14 protein-coding genes are annotated in these 15,704 nt (G+C 56.2%); 9 read left to right on the top strand and 5 right to left on the bottom strand.

Translation table 11 applies throughout. The features are described 5' to 3' along the window. Positions 1–109 precede the first annotated feature (109 nt). From J8C01_RS04825 to coaD, 3 genes are all read left to right on the top strand, one after another. A complete protein-coding gene (locus J8C01_RS04825; protein ID WP_211432566.1) occupies positions 110–604 on the top strand; it encodes a flavin reductase family protein in 495 nt (164 codons plus the stop codon). Between the two features lie 66 nt (positions 605–670). Next, positions 671–1,960 (top strand): HD domain-containing protein, encoded by a 1,290-nt coding sequence (locus J8C01_RS04820; RefSeq protein WP_211432565.1) that lies wholly within the window; start codon positions 671–673, stop codon positions 1,958–1,960. Between the two features lie 166 nt (positions 1,961–2,126). Beyond that, entirely contained in the window at positions 2,127–2,621 is a 495-nt protein-coding gene (gene coaD / locus J8C01_RS04815; RefSeq protein ID WP_211432564.1) for a pantetheine-phosphate adenylyltransferase, read from the top strand. A 110-nt stretch (positions 2,622–2,731) separates the two neighbouring features. Here coaD and J8C01_RS04810 read toward each other — a convergent pair whose 3' ends face one another. The 5 genes from J8C01_RS04810 to J8C01_RS04790 all read right to left on the bottom strand — a co-directional run bounded on the left by J8C01_RS04810 (position 2,732) and on the right by J8C01_RS04790 (position 10,459). Further along, positions 2,732–4,012: a redoxin family protein gene (locus J8C01_RS04810; RefSeq protein WP_211432563.1), complete on the bottom strand. Its 1,281-nt coding sequence runs from the start codon at positions 4,010–4,012 to the stop codon at positions 2,732–2,734. A 91-nt stretch (positions 4,013–4,103) separates the two neighbouring features. Then, a complete protein-coding gene (locus J8C01_RS04805) occupies positions 4,104–5,747 on the bottom strand; it encodes a cellulose synthase family protein (RefSeq protein WP_211432562.1) in 1,644 nt (547 codons plus the stop codon). A 32-nt stretch (positions 5,748–5,779) separates the two neighbouring features. Continuing rightward, positions 5,780–7,168 carry a sigma-54-dependent transcriptional regulator gene (locus J8C01_RS04800; protein ID WP_014099480.1) on the bottom strand — a complete coding sequence of 463 codons (1,389 nt, stop codon included), beginning with the start codon at positions 7,166–7,168 and terminating at the stop codon, positions 5,780–5,782. A gap of 37 nt (positions 7,169–7,205) precedes the next feature. Next, positions 7,206–8,525 (bottom strand): 3-phosphoshikimate 1-carboxyvinyltransferase, encoded by a 1,320-nt coding sequence (aroA, locus tag J8C01_RS04795; RefSeq protein WP_211432561.1) that lies wholly within the window; start codon positions 8,523–8,525, stop codon positions 7,206–7,208. Positions 8,526–8,527: 2 nt separating this feature from the next. Further along, positions 8,528–10,459, bottom strand: a complete 1,932-nt coding sequence (locus J8C01_RS04790; protein WP_014099478.1) for a PrkA family serine protein kinase — start codon at positions 10,457–10,459, stop codon at positions 8,528–8,530. Between the two features lie 162 nt (positions 10,460–10,621). On the opposite strand from J8C01_RS04790, the gene J8C01_RS04785 reads away from it, so the two are divergent. From J8C01_RS04785 to J8C01_RS04760, 6 genes are all read left to right on the top strand, one after another. After that, entirely contained in the window at positions 10,622–11,086 is a 465-nt protein-coding gene (locus J8C01_RS04785) for a PIN domain-containing protein (protein ID WP_014099477.1), read from the top strand. Between the two features lie 52 nt (positions 11,087–11,138). Beyond that, entirely contained in the window at positions 11,139–12,266 is a 1,128-nt protein-coding gene (locus J8C01_RS04780) for a response regulator (protein WP_211432560.1), read from the top strand. Positions 12,267–12,543: 277 nt separating this feature from the next. Then, the gene (locus tag J8C01_RS04775; protein WP_211432559.1) at positions 12,544–13,557 is read left to right on the top strand and encodes a coiled-coil domain-containing protein; all 1,014 of its coding nucleotides are present in this window, start codon (positions 12,544–12,546) and stop codon (positions 13,555–13,557) included. 98 nt (positions 13,558–13,655) lie between these two features. Next, positions 13,656–14,351, top strand: coding sequence for a ferredoxin--NADP reductase (locus J8C01_RS04770; protein ID WP_014099474.1), 696 nt, complete (start codon positions 13,656–13,658; stop codon positions 14,349–14,351). Between the two features lie 5 nt (positions 14,352–14,356). Beyond that, positions 14,357–14,830 carry a 2Fe-2S iron-sulfur cluster-binding protein gene (locus J8C01_RS04765; RefSeq protein ID WP_014099473.1) on the top strand — a complete coding sequence of 158 codons (474 nt, stop codon included), beginning with the start codon at positions 14,357–14,359 and terminating at the stop codon, positions 14,828–14,830. Positions 14,831–14,962: 132 nt separating this feature from the next. Further along, positions 14,963–15,625: a V4R domain-containing protein gene (locus tag J8C01_RS04760; RefSeq protein WP_014099472.1), complete on the top strand. Its 663-nt coding sequence runs from the start codon at positions 14,963–14,965 to the stop codon at positions 15,623–15,625. The last annotated feature ends 79 nt before the right edge of the window (positions 15,626–15,704 follow it).

The raw sequence follows: 15,704 nt of genomic DNA, 5'->3' as shown, positions 1-15,704 counted from the left end.
AGCGTACTCAATCCCTGCTCCAACGTACAACGAAAATCTTGCCGACCGCAGCCTGGTCGTTCAATTTCTGCGAGACCTTCCCGGAACCTTTTCACCAGGAGACAATCCGATGACAGACACACCCCAGCCGACTGAACAGGCATCCATTGGCGCGGCGCTCGGCCGGATTTCCAGTGGCATTTTCATTCTTACCACCGGTGCCGGACCCAAGGCGACCGGGATGCTGGCTTCCTTCATCAAGCAGGTGAGCTTTCACCCGCCGATGGTCATGGCGGCCGTGCGGCAGGGACGGCCCATCCTGACGCGCCTGCGGGAAAGCGGCGCTTTTGCCGTCAACATCTGTCATAAGCAGAACGGCAAACTCGTGGCGCACTTTGCCAAGGGGTTCGCACTCGATGAGCCGGCATTCGAGGGTATTGCCCATGAGCCGGCTGTGACAGGCGTGCCGGTGATCCCGGAAGCCCTGGCTTATCTGGATTGTGTCCTGCGGCAGGAAGTCACCGCCGGCGACCACATCCTGTTTCTGGGTGAAGTCGTAGCCGGAAGCGTCACGAGCGAGGGCGAGCCGATGATTCGCATTCGGAAAAATGGTTTTGACTACTGAAATGCTGAAGCCCTGAGCACGGACAACCGGAAGAGGCCGGCCAGGCCGAAGGACAAGGTGTTAGCTATGGCACTGCGCCGCTACAGCGACCCGGTACACCGCATCATCACGCTCGACCGAAGCCTGCCCTTTGATGCGCTGTTGATGGCGCTCATTGACACGCCGGAGTTTCAGCGGCTGCGCCGGATTCGCCAACTCGGACTGGCCTTTGTCGTTTTTCAGGGGGCCGAACACAGCCGGTTTGCCCACAGCCTTGGCGTGATGCACACGATGACGTTGGCGCTGGATACGCTACAGCGCAGCGGCGTCCGGCTCGATGCCCAGGTCTGTGGGTTGGCGCGTCTGGCGGCGCTTCTGCACGACATCGGCCACGGGCCGTTTTCGCACGTCATGGAGAAAGTTCTCCACCAGCGCCATGAAGACTGGACCAAACGCATTATTGGCGATCCGGCAACCGCCATTCACGGACGGCTCACCAGTCACGACCCACAGTTGCCGGATACCCTGATTGCCCTGCTGGAGGGCCAGTTTCGCCCGCGCTTCGCGGCACAACTGGTTTCCTCACAACTTGACTGCGACCGCTTTGACTACCTGCTGCGGGACAGCCTCATGACGGGCGTCAGTTACGGCTGCTATGACCTGCCGTGGATTCTCCATGCCCTGACAGTGGATACCACCAATGACAGCCTCATCGTCCGTGCGCGGGGGGTGCTGGCCGTGGAGGAATACCTGTTTGCGCGCTACCACATGTTCCGCCGGGTGTATTTCCACCACGCCCTGCGGGCGGCCGAAAACATGCTGGTGGCCATGTTCCGGCGGGCTGTGACGCTGACACACGAAGGCCGACTCGCCTTTCGGCTTTCCGGCACCGCCATGGATAAACTCATCACCGGCGTCCCGCTGACAACTGCCGAATATCTCAGCCTTGACGACGCCGACGTACTGTTTCACATCAAGCAGTGGCAACGCGACCCTGACCCCGTTTTGTCTGACCTGGCCGGACGTTTTCTGGAGCGGCGGCTTTTCAAGTCGCTCGACGTTTCTGCCCTTTCGTCAGAAGCCATTGCCAAAGTTCGGGCGGCTTTGGAGTCAGCCTTGGTGAAGCGCGGCTGGCCGCCGGAGTTCTACCTGCTCGAAGACGATGCCGGAGACGTACCGTACTTTGGCCCCTATCTGCCCGACGCACCGGAGCGGCACATCATCGTCGAAGACCATCAGACGCACCCCCGCCAGCGCGAGATTTCCGAAGTCTCGGCGGCCGTACAGGGCTTGCGTCCCTACCGCCTGCGTCGGCTGTGCTTCCCGGAAGACCTGCGTGACATTGCCCATACGACCGTTGCCAGCCTGGTCAGTTGACAAATCCTGGCCATGGATTCGACAAGCCCGAAACAACACAGTAAACTTTCCCATTTCAGGCTTCAGGAAGCCCTTGCGGCGACGGCGTCGCTACAACCTGGTCAGCAGCCGTCCCTGAACCATCCTGCCGCTTCTGGAAAGGTGACTGCGCGCTGTGTGCCGTGCTGTGTATCCCGGATCGTTTGACCCCATCACCAATGGGCATCTCGACATCATCCGTCGGGGCTGTACGCTCTTTGACCACATCACCATTGGTGTTCTCAACAATGAACAGAAAAGCCCGCTGTTCACCGTGGCGGAGCGCATCGAGATGATTCAGGCGGTTGTCGCCCCCCTGGCTGAAACCACCCGGACAACCATCGAGGTGGACAGCTTTGAAGGGCTTCTGGTGGACTTCGCCAAGCGAAAACGGGCCAACTGCATTGTTCGCGGCTTGCGCGCGGTTTCCGACTACGAATATGAACTCCAGATGGCCCAGATGAACCGTCACATGCAGCCCGACATCGAGACGGTCTTTCTGATGTCGGCCGACACGTACAGCTTTGTCAGTTCCCGGTTGGTCAAGGAAATCTGTTTCCTTGGGCGCTCGGTCCAGCCGTTCGTGCCACCGATTGTCGAAGCCCGTCTCCAGGCCAAGTTCGGGCGTCAGCCCCGGTCCTGAGTGGTTCTGCCAGACAGACTTGCAAGAGACGGATGCGGCTGCCAGCCGGCGGTCATCCCACGTAACAGGGACGTGCTGCGCACCCGGCAGCCGCTGATGCCAACAGAAACTTACTTGGCCAGCGCCGCCCGTATGGCTGGTTCGAGCTTTTCTCCACGAGGGTTGACCGCAGCAATCCTGCCATCGCGTCCAATAAGTAACGTGAAAGGAATCCCCGTGACGCCATACTGTTTGGCAATATGCGCTCTCCAACCCCGCCCATCGTAGATATGTCGCCAGTTCATCCCTTCCTTTTTGACAAAGGCTATGAAACTTTCCTTGGTGAGATCATCATCATAATCAAGTGAGATGCTCAAGATGTCAAAACCTTGTTTTTTGTATTTTTCATAAGCCTCCCTCAGCTTTGGAAGTTCGGCCCTGCAAGGACCACACCAGGTTGCCCAGAAATCCAGTAACAGGACCTTCCCCTTGTAGGTTTTGAGTGACACCAACTTGCCATTCAAATCCTTGGCTTTGAAGTCAAACGGTGTGGCGTCAGGCCTGAGCGCGTTACTGTACCTTGGGGGTAGTGGGGCAACATCAATCCGTTTGGCGCCGGGTGGCGGAACAAAGGCAATTTCCTCATCCGGCGGCAACGGCTCAAAAGCCGTGACGGTCTCAGTAAAAACCGTTGGTGCAGAACCCTGTGGGCGAGTTTCCGATCTCACAGCCAGCAGCTCATTCTGTTCCCGGTTAACCGTAAACAGGATACGGCCTTCCGGTTTTTTCAGGATCAGTGTCACCTTTGTCAACGGCTTGTCCGGCAGGTGCTCAACGGTTATGTCTTTGCAGTTTCCGGCTATACTCTTGACCGGGTTATACCCAGCCCAGATACCAAAAACGGAATACCAACCCCAACCATGTATTTGACTCTTGCTAGCAACATCCTCGACATTTACATCACTTTGCGATACTCCACCCGGGAGGGTGTGCGAGAGGTAGTAGCTGGGGTCTTTGCTTGTGTAGCTGAAATAACCTTCAGGAGTGGAACACCCGTACCACTCGCCATCGTTTGTTCTCATCCTGACTTCTATCCGATTTCTGTCCTTGACGCGCACCATCACTTCAGAGTCTGAGGCCGTGAAGTTAGACGAGGTAAGGCGAACAGTGGCCCGATAGGAAGGGAGCCTTTTATAATTCTCAACGACCTTTTCCAGTATCTCCTCGGCTTCTTTGCGGACATTTTCATTGGGAGCTTGATTTGTCTCACTGGGGGACTGATCTGTTGCCTGACCCACAACCAGCCCACACCACAGCCAGGTCCAGCAAAGAACCTGAATGGCTACCCATCCAGGACGCGAAAAATCCATGCCGAGAGCTTTTGAAAACTTTGAGAAAAACAATGCCGGCATTACTCCCTCCCTACTCAAGGAAAGCCATTCAGGCTCCGGTGATCTGCAACGTGCTCACAAAGTGCTGACAGGGAAGCCAACTTGTCATCTATCAGTCTGTAACTGGTGAAAGCTGATGACCACCCGGCAGGCTGCTGGACTTCTTCACACCCAGGCCATTGAGCAGTGAAGCCACGCCAACATATCCGTAGCCAAGGACAAAGATGGAAAGAAATGGCAGCACGCCCCAGATTTCACTGTGAATGGCATAGGCAACCGTCAGCACAAAGTACAGGGTCATGCCGATCTCAAGCAGGGGGAGCCATCCCATCGTCCTGCGGTATTTTTTCTGCTGCCAGCTTCTTTCCTTTGTCTTCCCATCAATGGCATATTTTGGCGTTCTGACAAAACCACTCTGGATACCCAGCAATGCTTCCAACACGGCCTTGGCATTGCTGATTGAAATCCCGACCCCAATGGACATAGCGAGATAGATAAGCAGCAAGTTCTTCCATCTGCTTCCGTAAAGCTCTTTGAGAGATATAAAGTAGTATGATGTCACTGAAAATGTTGAGAGCAGCAGAAAGGGGACATCCAGGAGCATGAGATGGAATAACCCCTGATTGTAGCGCACGATCAGGACTGGAAGATGAAGCAGGTGAAAGACAATCATAAGCGGGTAGATGAGATTGCCTGACAGGTGAAAGAAGGTTTCTATTTTGGCGTGAAGTGGCGGGTTCAATCCACCCAGGCGGGGCAGGATTTTCATAGCCACCTGCGTGTAACCCTTTGCCCAACGACGCTGTTGAACCTTGAAGGCATTGATGTCAACCGGGAGTTCAGCCGGTACATCTTCATCGAGGACGTAAACAAATTTCCACCCCAGAAGCTGGGCGCGATAGCTGAGGTCAGTATCTTCAGCCAGGGTATCAGCCTGCCAGCCGCCCGACCAGACAATGGCTTCCCGCCGCCACATGCCAGCCGTTCCGTTGAAATTGAAAAAGCCGCCGCTGCGGTGACGTGCCGTGTGCTCGATGACAAAGTGCCCATCCAGCATGACACTTTGTACACGGGTCAGCAGATTGTAGTCAGCATTGAGGTGACTCCACCGGAACTGGACAACCCCCACCCGTGGCTCCGTAAAGTAGTGAATCATCTTACGGATACAGTCCGGCTTTGGCTGAAAATCAGCATCAAAAATCAGAATGAACTGCCCCTTGGCCACTTTGAGACCTTCGCTGAGCGCCCCGGCCTTGAAACCGGCACGGTTCGTCCGGTGAAGATAGACCATATCCAGCCCTTGGGCGGCATAACGCTCGACAGCCGCTTTGGCAATGGCCTGGGTTTCGTCCGTCGAATCATCGAGAACCTGAATTTCCAACTTATCCTTTGGATAATCCAGTGCCGCACAGGCAGCCAGCAGGCGCTCGACCACATACATTTCGTTGAACAGCGGAAGCTGAACGGTCACATGCGGCAGATTATCTTCATCAAAATAGGCTTTTGGCTGCGGACGAAACTGGTGGTAGCGTAGGAACAGGTACGTAATTCTCAGGCGGTAAGCCCCATAGATGGCAAGGATGAAGAGCAGTCCAAAATAGAGAATGAAAATTGTCCAGTCCAGTGCGTCTGAGGTGTACAGATAGCTGATGTTGTTGGTACGTGAAAATTTCTCCAGTCCGGGCAGCATCCTGACAGCGCTCTCCAGCAGGGAAACAAAACCGTTTGTATTCAAATCAGGCAGGACGGGATTCATAAGCAGGGCAGCAGCTCCAATCGGCAGGCAGGTTACTTGATGTTGTAATTTTTTATCTTGCTGTTAAGAGTGGTTGGATTGAGACCCAGCAGCTTGGCCGCACGGCTCTGGTGGTTGCGGGTCAGCTCCAGAGCGCGACGAATCAGCTCGATCTCAAACTGTGCCACGACATCATAAAAACGTATGCCTTGGGAAATGTCGAGCGAGGATGAAAGCAGCCCACCGGGCAGGGACTGAAGTTCCCCCCGTACCGGAGGGTTGAGAATCTCATCCCGCAGACACTCCACGGTCAGGGAATTCGTCCGTGAGATGACAACAGCCCGCTCGATGACATTTTCCAGTTCACGCACATTTCCCGGAAAGGGATAGGCTTCGAGCAGTGCCAGCACATCAGGGTCAATATCTTCTGACATCTGACGCTGGTTCTCTGCGTTGTACTTGCGGATGAAGTGCCGTGCCAGTGGCAGAATATCCTCCGGGCGCTCACGCAGAGGTGGCAGCTTGATGTTGATGACGTTCAGGCGATAGAACAGGTCTTCCCGAAATTTGCCGTCCATCACGGCCTGTTTCAGGTCGAGATTGGTGGCAGCCACGATGCGGGTGTCCACCCGATGGGGTGTGGTTTCCCCCAGTGGGATGAACTCCCGTTCCTGGATGACGCGCAACAGTTTGCTCTGGGTTTCAAAGGAGATGTTGCCGATTTCATCCAGAAACAGTGTCCCGCCGTCAGCAATGTCAAAGAGACCTTTTTTGGCCGTAAAAGCGCCGGTAAAAGCGCCGCGTGAGTGGCCAAAAAGTTCACTTTCCAGAAGTTCGGTAGGAATGTTGCCGCAGTTGACAGGCACAAACTGCCCGGTCTTGGCCCGTGGGCTGGCAAAGTGAATGGCGCGTGCAATGAGTTCCTTACCGGTTCCTGATTCCCCCTGAATCAGAACCGTCGTCCGAGCTGGCGCAATCTGCTCAACCAGCGCCAGGATGTCCCGCATGGCGGCGCTTCGGGCGATGATGCCCAGCTTGTCGGCGCTTTGCTGAAGGGTACGTTTGAGCTGGGCGTGTTCTTCGTCCTTGCGCCGGCGCCGGATGCCCGCCTCAACAACCCGCAAAATATCCTCATTTTCAAAGGGCTTGCGGATACAGTTGAAAGCGCCACGCTGCCAGGCACTGACAGCCGTTTCAAACGTGGCGTAGGCGGTAATCATAATGACAACAGCTTCCGGGTCATGGGCAAGCAGGGCTTCCAGGGTAGGCAGTCCCCCCATCCCCGGCATCGAAACGTCCAGCAGCACAACGTCAAAAACGTGATCCCGGTAAAGTTCCAGTCCTTCTTCACCGGTTCGGGCCAGCTTGACGTTGTACCCGGCGCTGGAGAGGAGCGTCTCCAGCACATCACGCATGACCTCCTCGTCATCAACAACCAGCAACGAGCCTTTCCTTGACATGTTTCAACCCTGACGCAAGCTACCCCGGCCCCTGGCCCCGGAGTTGTTCCAAAACAGTGAAGAAGTTTGGGAAGGATACGCCCACACAGCCAGCATCATCCAGGGTGGTTGGACCGTCTGCCACCAGCGCAGCAACAGCAAAAGCCATGGCAATCCGGTGATCGCCGGCCGTTTCGATGCTGGCACCCCGAAAACGCTGGCCGCCGGGCACCGTCAATCCGTCGGCGCGCTCTTCAACCTCCACGCCCATGGCGCGCAGGTTGCGTACGATCAGTGCCAGACGGTCACTTTCCTTGACCCGCAGTTCCCCGGCGTCAGACACTTCCGCGCCGTGGAAGGCAGCCCCCAGAACGGCCAGAATCGGCACTTCATCAATGGCATTCGCTGTCAACGCCCCTGCCAGACGCAGCGGCCGCGACGGACGCAAGGTGCTGGCGTTCACCTGCAGGTCACCGATGGGTTCGCCACCGACCAGACGTTCATTGACGACTTCAATGGCGCATCCGGCTTCCCGCAACACAGTCAGCAGCCCGGTCCGGGTCGGGTTGAGTCCGACATCTTCGAGGACCAGTTCAGCCGATTCAACCATCAAGCCGGCGGCCAACCAAAACGCTGCGGCAGAAAAGTCTCCCGGCGCGCGCAGCCGTCCGGGACTCTGTAACCGGCTATGCCCGCTCACGGTACGCGCTGCGCCCCGGCAGGTGACGGATACACCAAAAGCACGGAGCAGACGCTCGGTATGGTCACGGGTCGGAACCGGCTCCAGCACTGTCGTTTCACCCTCAGCAAACAAGCCGGCCAGCAGCAGGCAGGACTTGACTTGGGCGCTGGCAACCGGCGGTTCGTAGGTGATACCGCGCAAAGCCCCACCCCGGATCGTGAGCGGGGCGAGATTGTCGTCTGTGGCGGAGACGCTTGCTCCCATCTGCCGCAAGGGTTCAATAATGCGGCGCATGGGACGGCGGCGCAGCGAGGCATCCCCTGTAATGCTTGTCTCGAAGGGCTGGCCGGCGAGGATACCGGCCAGCACGCGGATTGTAGTGCCCGAGTTGGCGGCATCCAGCATCACCGGACTTGGCTGCAAGCCGGTTTTTCCCGCCCCGCGGATGTGCACGCCGCTGTCTGTCACCTGAAGGCGGACGCCAAGGCGGCGCAGACAGTCCAGCGTGGCCCCACAGTCAGCACTCTCCGAATAGCCTTCGATGAAGGTCTCGCCTTCGGCAATCGCCGCCAGCATCGCCATGCGGTGCGAGATGGATTTGTCCCCCGGCAAGCTGACCTTTCCCCGCAGCCGCCGGACGGGTTCAAGACGCCGGGCGATGCCAGACTCTGCGGCCATGGTCACCGTGACAGCAGGCTCCCCACATAGTTGAGCAACTCGTTGGCGCTTTCGGGGGTGTAGCCGTGCTTTTTCACCAGCCGGTCAATGACTTCATTGATCCGCCGCAACTGGTCAGCATCTGGCGACTTGGTCGAGGTTGTGATTTTGACGATGTCCTTCAAGTCGGCAAATATCTTTTTCTCGATGGCTTCTTTGAGCCGCTCGTGAGAATTGTACTCAAACCGCTTGCCCTTGCGCGCATACGTCGAAATGCGGATGAGGATTTCCTGCCGGAACATGTTTTTGGCGTTTTCTGAAATCCCGATCTGCTCTTCGATGGAGCGCATCAGCCGCTCGTCGGGTTCCATTTCTTCTTCCGTGATGGGATCTTTGATTTTTTCCTTGTTGCAGTAGGCCTCGACATTGTCTAAGTAGTTATCACAGATGCTCTTGGCCATTTCCTCAAAGGAGTAGACAAAGGCCCGCTGCACTTCGGTCTTGGCAATTTCGTCATACTCTTTGCGAACGAGCGTCAGAAGATTGAGGTACTTCTCACGTTCTTCAGGCGTGATTCCGGTATGTTGGTCAAAGCCGTCCCGGATGGCTCGCAGGGCGTCAATCGGGGTAATATATTTCTTTTCCCCCTGAACCAAGGCATTGGACAAGCAGTTAATAATGTACCGTGGTGAGATGCCAAACATCCCTTCCCGGACAGTTTCGGCCTTGAGTTCCTTGACATCCTTGCTCTTGAAGCCATCCACATCCTCCCCATCGTAGAGTTTCATTTTCTTGATGAGGTCCATGTTGGCACGCTTGGGCGGCTCCAGCCGGGTCAGGACAGCAAACATGGCAGCCACGCGCAGGGTGTAGGGAGCAATGTGCATCCCTTGCAGGCTGCTTTGCGAAAGCAGTTTTTTGTAGATTCGTTCCTCTTCTGAAACCTTGAGGTTATAGGGCACCTTGATCATGATGATCCGGTCCTGCAAGGCTTCATTTTTCTTATTGCCGACGAAGGCCAGGTATTCATTTTCATTGGTATGCGAAATAATGACCTCATCGGCGTAGATCATCGCGTACCGACCGGTTTTGATGGCCTGTTCCTGCGACAGCGTAAGCAGCGAGTAGAGAAACTTCTCATCGCACTTGAGGATTTCGATGAACTCCATCATGCCGCGATTGGCAACGTTGAGTTCGCCATCGAAGCGATAGGCGCGTGGATCGCTTTCCACGCCAACTTCGCCAATCGTGGAAAGGTCAATGGAGCCGGTCAACTCGGAGACATCCTGCGACTTGGGATCGCTTGGCGCGAACGTGCCGATGCCAACCCGGTCTTTTTCCGAAAAGACAATCCGTTCGACAATGACATCCTCGTGCCGTCCCTTGTAGGTGTGCTCCAGGTCGTAGCGGGCTTGCGGGCTGAGTTCGCCCTCAATGTAGATGCCGTAGTGCTTCTGGATTTCGGGGCGCAGCTCCTGGGGAATGAGGTGCATGGGATCGCCATGCATCGGGTCGCCCTTGATGGCATACACGGCACCGGCTTCGGTGCGTGTCCACTTCTCCAGGCCCCGCTTGAGCAAGGTGACGATGGTGGACTTTCCTCCGCCGACCGGCCCCATCAGCAGGAGAATCCGCTTGCGGACCTCCAGGCGTTGGGCCGCCGACTTGAAGTACTCGACCAACTGCTCAATCGTCTCATCAATGCCAAAAAGCTCCTCGCTGAAAAAGTTGTAGCGCGTGATCTCATCTCGCGTACCTGGATTGATGACCGTCGTGCCAGCAGCCAGAATCATGTCGCAGATGCGGGCATGCGCCAGTTGCGTGAGCTGAGGCCGCTTGACCGCCATTTCAAAGTACTCGCGGAACGTCCCTTCCCAGTGCAGCGAAGCACGATCACGCCGGTGTGCTTCCAGAAGTTGGGTAATATCGGGCTTTGGGGTTTCAGTATCAGACATGGTAGCGACTCCCGTCACGGACGATGAGATGCAGATATCAGGCGCAAACAAACTGCGCGGGGCAGCTGCGTCGGGGACGCAAGCTGACAGTGCAGGAAAAGTATGGGCGCATTCGGCGCCAGCGTCAATTGTCACCGAGATGGAATGGCTTGGGGGAGAACGGTGAAACTGACACTCTATCTTGAAACTTCGGTTGTCGGAGCGTACCTGGACAACGATGATCCCTTCCGTCGCGACCTCACCCTGCGGTGGTGGGAGTACGACTTGGGGGAATACCAGCCATTTGTCTCGCCGCTAGTGTACCACGAACTGGAGCAACTCGCCGAACCGTACCGCTCTGCCTACCTCAACCTGATCCGTCCGCTTCCCCAACTGCCGCTCCGGGATGAAGCCACAATGCTGGCTGCCGGCTATGTGGGCAGCGGTATCTTCCAACGACGTTTTCTGGCCGACGCCTTTCATGTCGCCCTGGCCTCGGTTCACAACATAGACTTCTTTGTGACGTGGAATTTCGGGCATATTGCCAGCATCCACCGACAGGCACGGGTACGGCGGTTTAACCTCATCAGCGGTTTTCCCTGCCCCATCATCGTCACCCCTGAGTTTCTGGTGATGACCGGTATCTAGGCCCCTGCGTAAGCCCCTGCGTTGACGACATCCTTTCCCAGAGAGGCTCAGCATGGTGAAGCGAGTTCTATTGGTTGATGACGACCAGGCGGTGCTTCAGATCGTGTCCAGGTGGCTCGGCCGCTACCAAGGCACCTTCACCATCATCACGGCCGAACACGGACGGGAAGCGCTCGACATTCTGATGCGCCACCCCGTGGATGTCGTGGTGACGGACCTGCAGATGCCCGTGATGGATGGCTTCGAGCTGATTGCCCACATGCTCAGCGAGCAGGTCCACATACCTGTCATCATCATGACCGCCATGGTGGTCAGCACTGTCGAAAACCGCCTGCAGGGCGTTGGCGCCTTTCCGGTCATCCGCAAGCCGCTCAGTGTCACAGCACTCCACAACCTCATCTGTAACGAACTCGATGCCCGCCAGCAGGGCGTTATCCAGGGATTCACACTGGCTTCGTTTCTACAGCTTCTGGAATCCGAGCGCAAAAGCTGCGCCCTGCGGGTCACAGCCAACGGGCGTGTGGGCTATCTCTACTTCCGTGACGGCGAACTCTTTCACGCCGAAACTGGCCACAGCTCCGGCGAAGCCGCAGCATACGACATCCTGCTGTGGGAAGCGGTCAAGCTTCAGATGGCGGCACTGCCAGCGATGCCCCCTCCGAAAACCCTTCAGGACCGTCTCATGGGGCTGCTGATGGAAGCCTTCCGCCGCCGGGATGAAGCCGAGGAAGCCCGCCTCCGGGCCGGCGCCGCGACCCACCATTCCCCCGCCGTGGAAGCCGGACGCGAGACAGTGCCACAGCCGCCAAGTGACGAAGATGAAGGGGGCAGGCAGCCCCTGACCGCCGTCCCGGCCACAGAACACCAGATGATGGAAGCAGCGCTCAGAGCCGCCGGCTGGCTGCTGACCTTGGCTGACCACCTTTCCTTCTCTCCGGTTGAACCATCGAAGGCTTACACCTTGGCGCCGGAATTGCGGCATAGCCTTGAGTCGGACAACTTCCCCCAACAAACGGCCCGTCTGCTCCGCTTGTTTGATGGACAGCGTACGTTAGGCGAGCTGGAAACCACAGTGCCTGACCAGGCCGCCGTTCTCACGTTTCTTGCCAACGGACTGAAAGCCCTCGACCTGCTGTCTGAAGCCCCTGACACCACGCCACAGACCGGCTCACACAGGTAGAGGTTGCACCCACAAAAAGGTGATGAGTGATTGCGCCCGACAGCCGCACCCGCGTACAGGTGCCGGACAAGTGGCAGGAAAAATACCGTGACTTTTCCGCAAATCTGGATATACTCGAAACTTCCGATGCATTGCGACCAACTCTTCCCCTTGGGTGTCTCTGTCTTGTCCAAACGCATAGAGTTGGTTGGATACCTGAACTGCCAAGGCCAGGCGTCGTTGCAAGCTTCGGTGAGTGTCTTTCACGTACAATCCCCAAGAGCAGGTGGCGCACCCGATGCCAGCTTCCATGTCCATCAGTGACACCTCCCTCTCACCGGTCTCCTTCCCGCCAGAAAGTGGACCAAAAGACTCCCTTCAGGTTTTACCGACCCTGACCCGCCTGGTGTACCGGTGGTGTGTGGGGCTCATCAATCGCACCCTGGAGCGGTTCCCGGCACTTCAGCACGGAATTAGCCGCCTTGAGGCAGCCGAAATGACCATCCGCCGTCTCCGCCAGGAGCGGGATGAGGCGCTGGGATTTCTTCGTGAACGCAACCAGGAATTGGCGCACTATGACACAGCCGTGCGTAACCTGTTCTCGGTTGTCAGTGAAGCCACCCGCGAGATGGAGGACATCCGGCAGGCGTTGTTGACATACAACAGGCATGTTGCCGAACATCTGTCCCACCGCGAAAGCAATATCCTTCAGCTTCAGTACCGTTTGCAGGAAGCCGCAATGGATATGCAGGAAGCCCAGGCTGATCTGGACGATATTGAAGAGACCGTGCGTCACTATTTCCATCAGCGTGAAGGTGACATTCTCCAGCTTCAATACCGTTTGCAGGAAGCCGCAATGGATATGCAGGAAGCCCAGGCTGATCTGGACGATATCGAAGAGACCGTGCGTCACTATTTCCATCAGCGTGAAGGTGACATTCTCCAGCTTCAATACCGCTTGCAGGAAGCGGCTGTGGACATGGAGGAGGTCCAGGCCGATCTGAACGATCTCGAACTGGCGGTGCGCCGCCATCTTCAGCAGCTTGGACGGCGGATTGAGGTTGCCGACTTGGCGTTGTTTGGCATGCTTGAAGTGGCGAAAGAAACCGAAGGTGAACTTGACCTTCTATCCCAGCAGGTACATCGTCAACACAGGTTGTTTGCCCGGGTGTATGGTGAATCTCTCGCCGAAAATGCACGGCTCACGCAAGAAATAGATACCCTTGTTGCAGAAGCGGCCCAGACCAATGAAATGACGGCGAAGCACATCCGGGCGCTGGAACAGGAACTGGCCAGCCTGCGCTCCCGCTAGTTCAACACTGAAACTCAGAATACCAAGTTTTCACCGCATTCCCATCGGTACCATCGCCTCGCCACCCCGGCATAACCCAAGCTTGTGGCAGTTAACTCATGAAAACGCACCCTTACATCCTGCGCCGTATCATCCAGGAAACACCGGATGTGCGTTCATTTATCTTTGATTTTGGTGAGCACCCTTTTGCTTTCACACCCGGGCAGTTCATCCTTGTTCATCTTGATGACAAACACCAGGCGCCGCTGACCATCAGCTCATCTCCTCACGATCAGAAGTACTTCCAGGTAACGGTCAAAAGAACCGGTAACTTTGGCACACAGTTTTACGACCGGATGCAGGTTGGAGACACAGTCTCCATCGGGCGTCCGATGGGACAACTCAAGCTTCAGACAGACAGCCTCGATCCGGTCTGTTTCATTGGCTGCGATTACTGCATTCCGGCCGCACGCAGCTTTTTTTACTACATGCTTGTCCGTCAGCCGGAACGACGCATGACGCTCTTTCATGAAGTCACTGATCCCAGTCAGGTACTCTACGATGCTGAGTTTAAGCATTTTGAGCAGAACAGTCCCCTGACCCGTGTCATCCTGCTCAATCAGCCAACCCGTCCAGCAGGATGGTTTGGAGGTTTGGGACGTGTCACGCCGGTAATGGTAAGAAGCCTTTACCTTGAAAATCCCAATACAAAATTTTACGCAGCCGGTGAATATCCTGAAATAAAGTTCTATCAGCAAGTTCTCCAGTCGGCTGAGATTCCCAAAACAAGTATTTTTGTCGAACGCTGGAGTTAAGCCCCATGAAAACCCTCACCCTGCAACCGATTAACAAGACCATTTCGGTCAAGACAGACACCAAGGTTCTCGACACCCTGCTGGCCTCACAGTGCGAGGTGGCCATGGCGTGCGGCGGCATGGGGCTGTGTGCAACCTGTCACGTGTTTGTCATCAAGGGCGAGGAAAGTCTCACCCCCCGCACCGAACGGGAGATTCGCACGCTGGCGACCATCACTGGCGCTACGGCGCGTTCACGGCTCTCCTGCCAGGCGCGCATCATTGGTGATGGCGTGGTTGTCGAACTCCCTGAAGGGATGTATCTCCAGGACATCGAAGACCTCCGTGTGCTTGTTGGTAAGCGGGCCGAGGTGCCGATTTTGCACCCCCGCGATGGTCGGGTGCTCATTGAACGCGGAAAAATCATCACGAAGTCCAGAATCCTGGAGCTGGAAGGCGAAGATTTTGACATGTCGAAGCTCGCGGCGTCAGCTTTCTGAAAAGCCAAGTACTTAGCCCAACTTAAAACAACTTGACAACAGCTAAAACAAGCAGTATCATTTGTAGCATCAGACACAATACCCCGCCAATGCATCTATTTTCACCCCAACCTTACTGAGGAGAGTCCGCCCATGGCAATCAATGTGGCCGATGGTGGTATCAAGAACTACCACAACTATTTTGTCCCTGAAGACTTTCTTTCCCGTGACCCACGCACCCGCACCATCCGGCTTCGGGATGGGCAGCGTGGGGTTTATGCTTCCGAAGATTTTATCACCAGCCTTCATGCCGGACTCGATGAAGAAGTCGGCAATGCTTCCAACCTTATCATGTACAAAAGCGGCTATGAGTGGGGCGTCAGCGACATGAAGCGTTTTGCCGAAAAAATGCGTCACGAATTTGGCGGTGGAAAGCTCGATATATGGAAGATGAACCGCAAGTTCGTACTGGAGTCCTGGTGGTGGCCGCTGACCACTGAAGGCTGGGGTGCTTGGGCGATTGATTTCAGCTTTGAAAAGCAGGGCATGGTCTTTGTCACCATCAAGAATTCAGCCGTTGCCAAGGCCATGGAGCAGGTTGGAAAGCCGGTCTGCTACATGTATGCCGGCATGTTTGCCGGTGTTTTCAGCGTGTTTGACCGTGAGGAACGGGGTGGCATCGAAGTGCAGTGCTACTCGATGGGAAATGACTGCTGCAAGTTCATCATTGGCTCGCAGAAAAAGGTCAATGCGGCTGAATTCTGGCGCCGTGAAGGTGCGTCCGCCAAAGAGATTATGGAAAAACTCGTTGACTGACTGACTCCGCTATACCGAACAGAATGCATCTGTCAATGACCGCCATTGGCATCGATGGCTTCATCCCTTCAGGCATTGA

This window comes from Chloracidobacterium sp. D, assembly GCF_018304685.1.
In the GTDB taxonomy this organism is placed as follows: Bacteria; Acidobacteriota; Blastocatellia; order Chloracidobacteriales; family Chloracidobacteriaceae; genus Chloracidobacterium; species Chloracidobacterium thermophilum.
The sequence above is the reverse complement of the archived record's forward strand: the minus strand, read 5'-3'. Positions and strand labels throughout refer to the sequence as shown.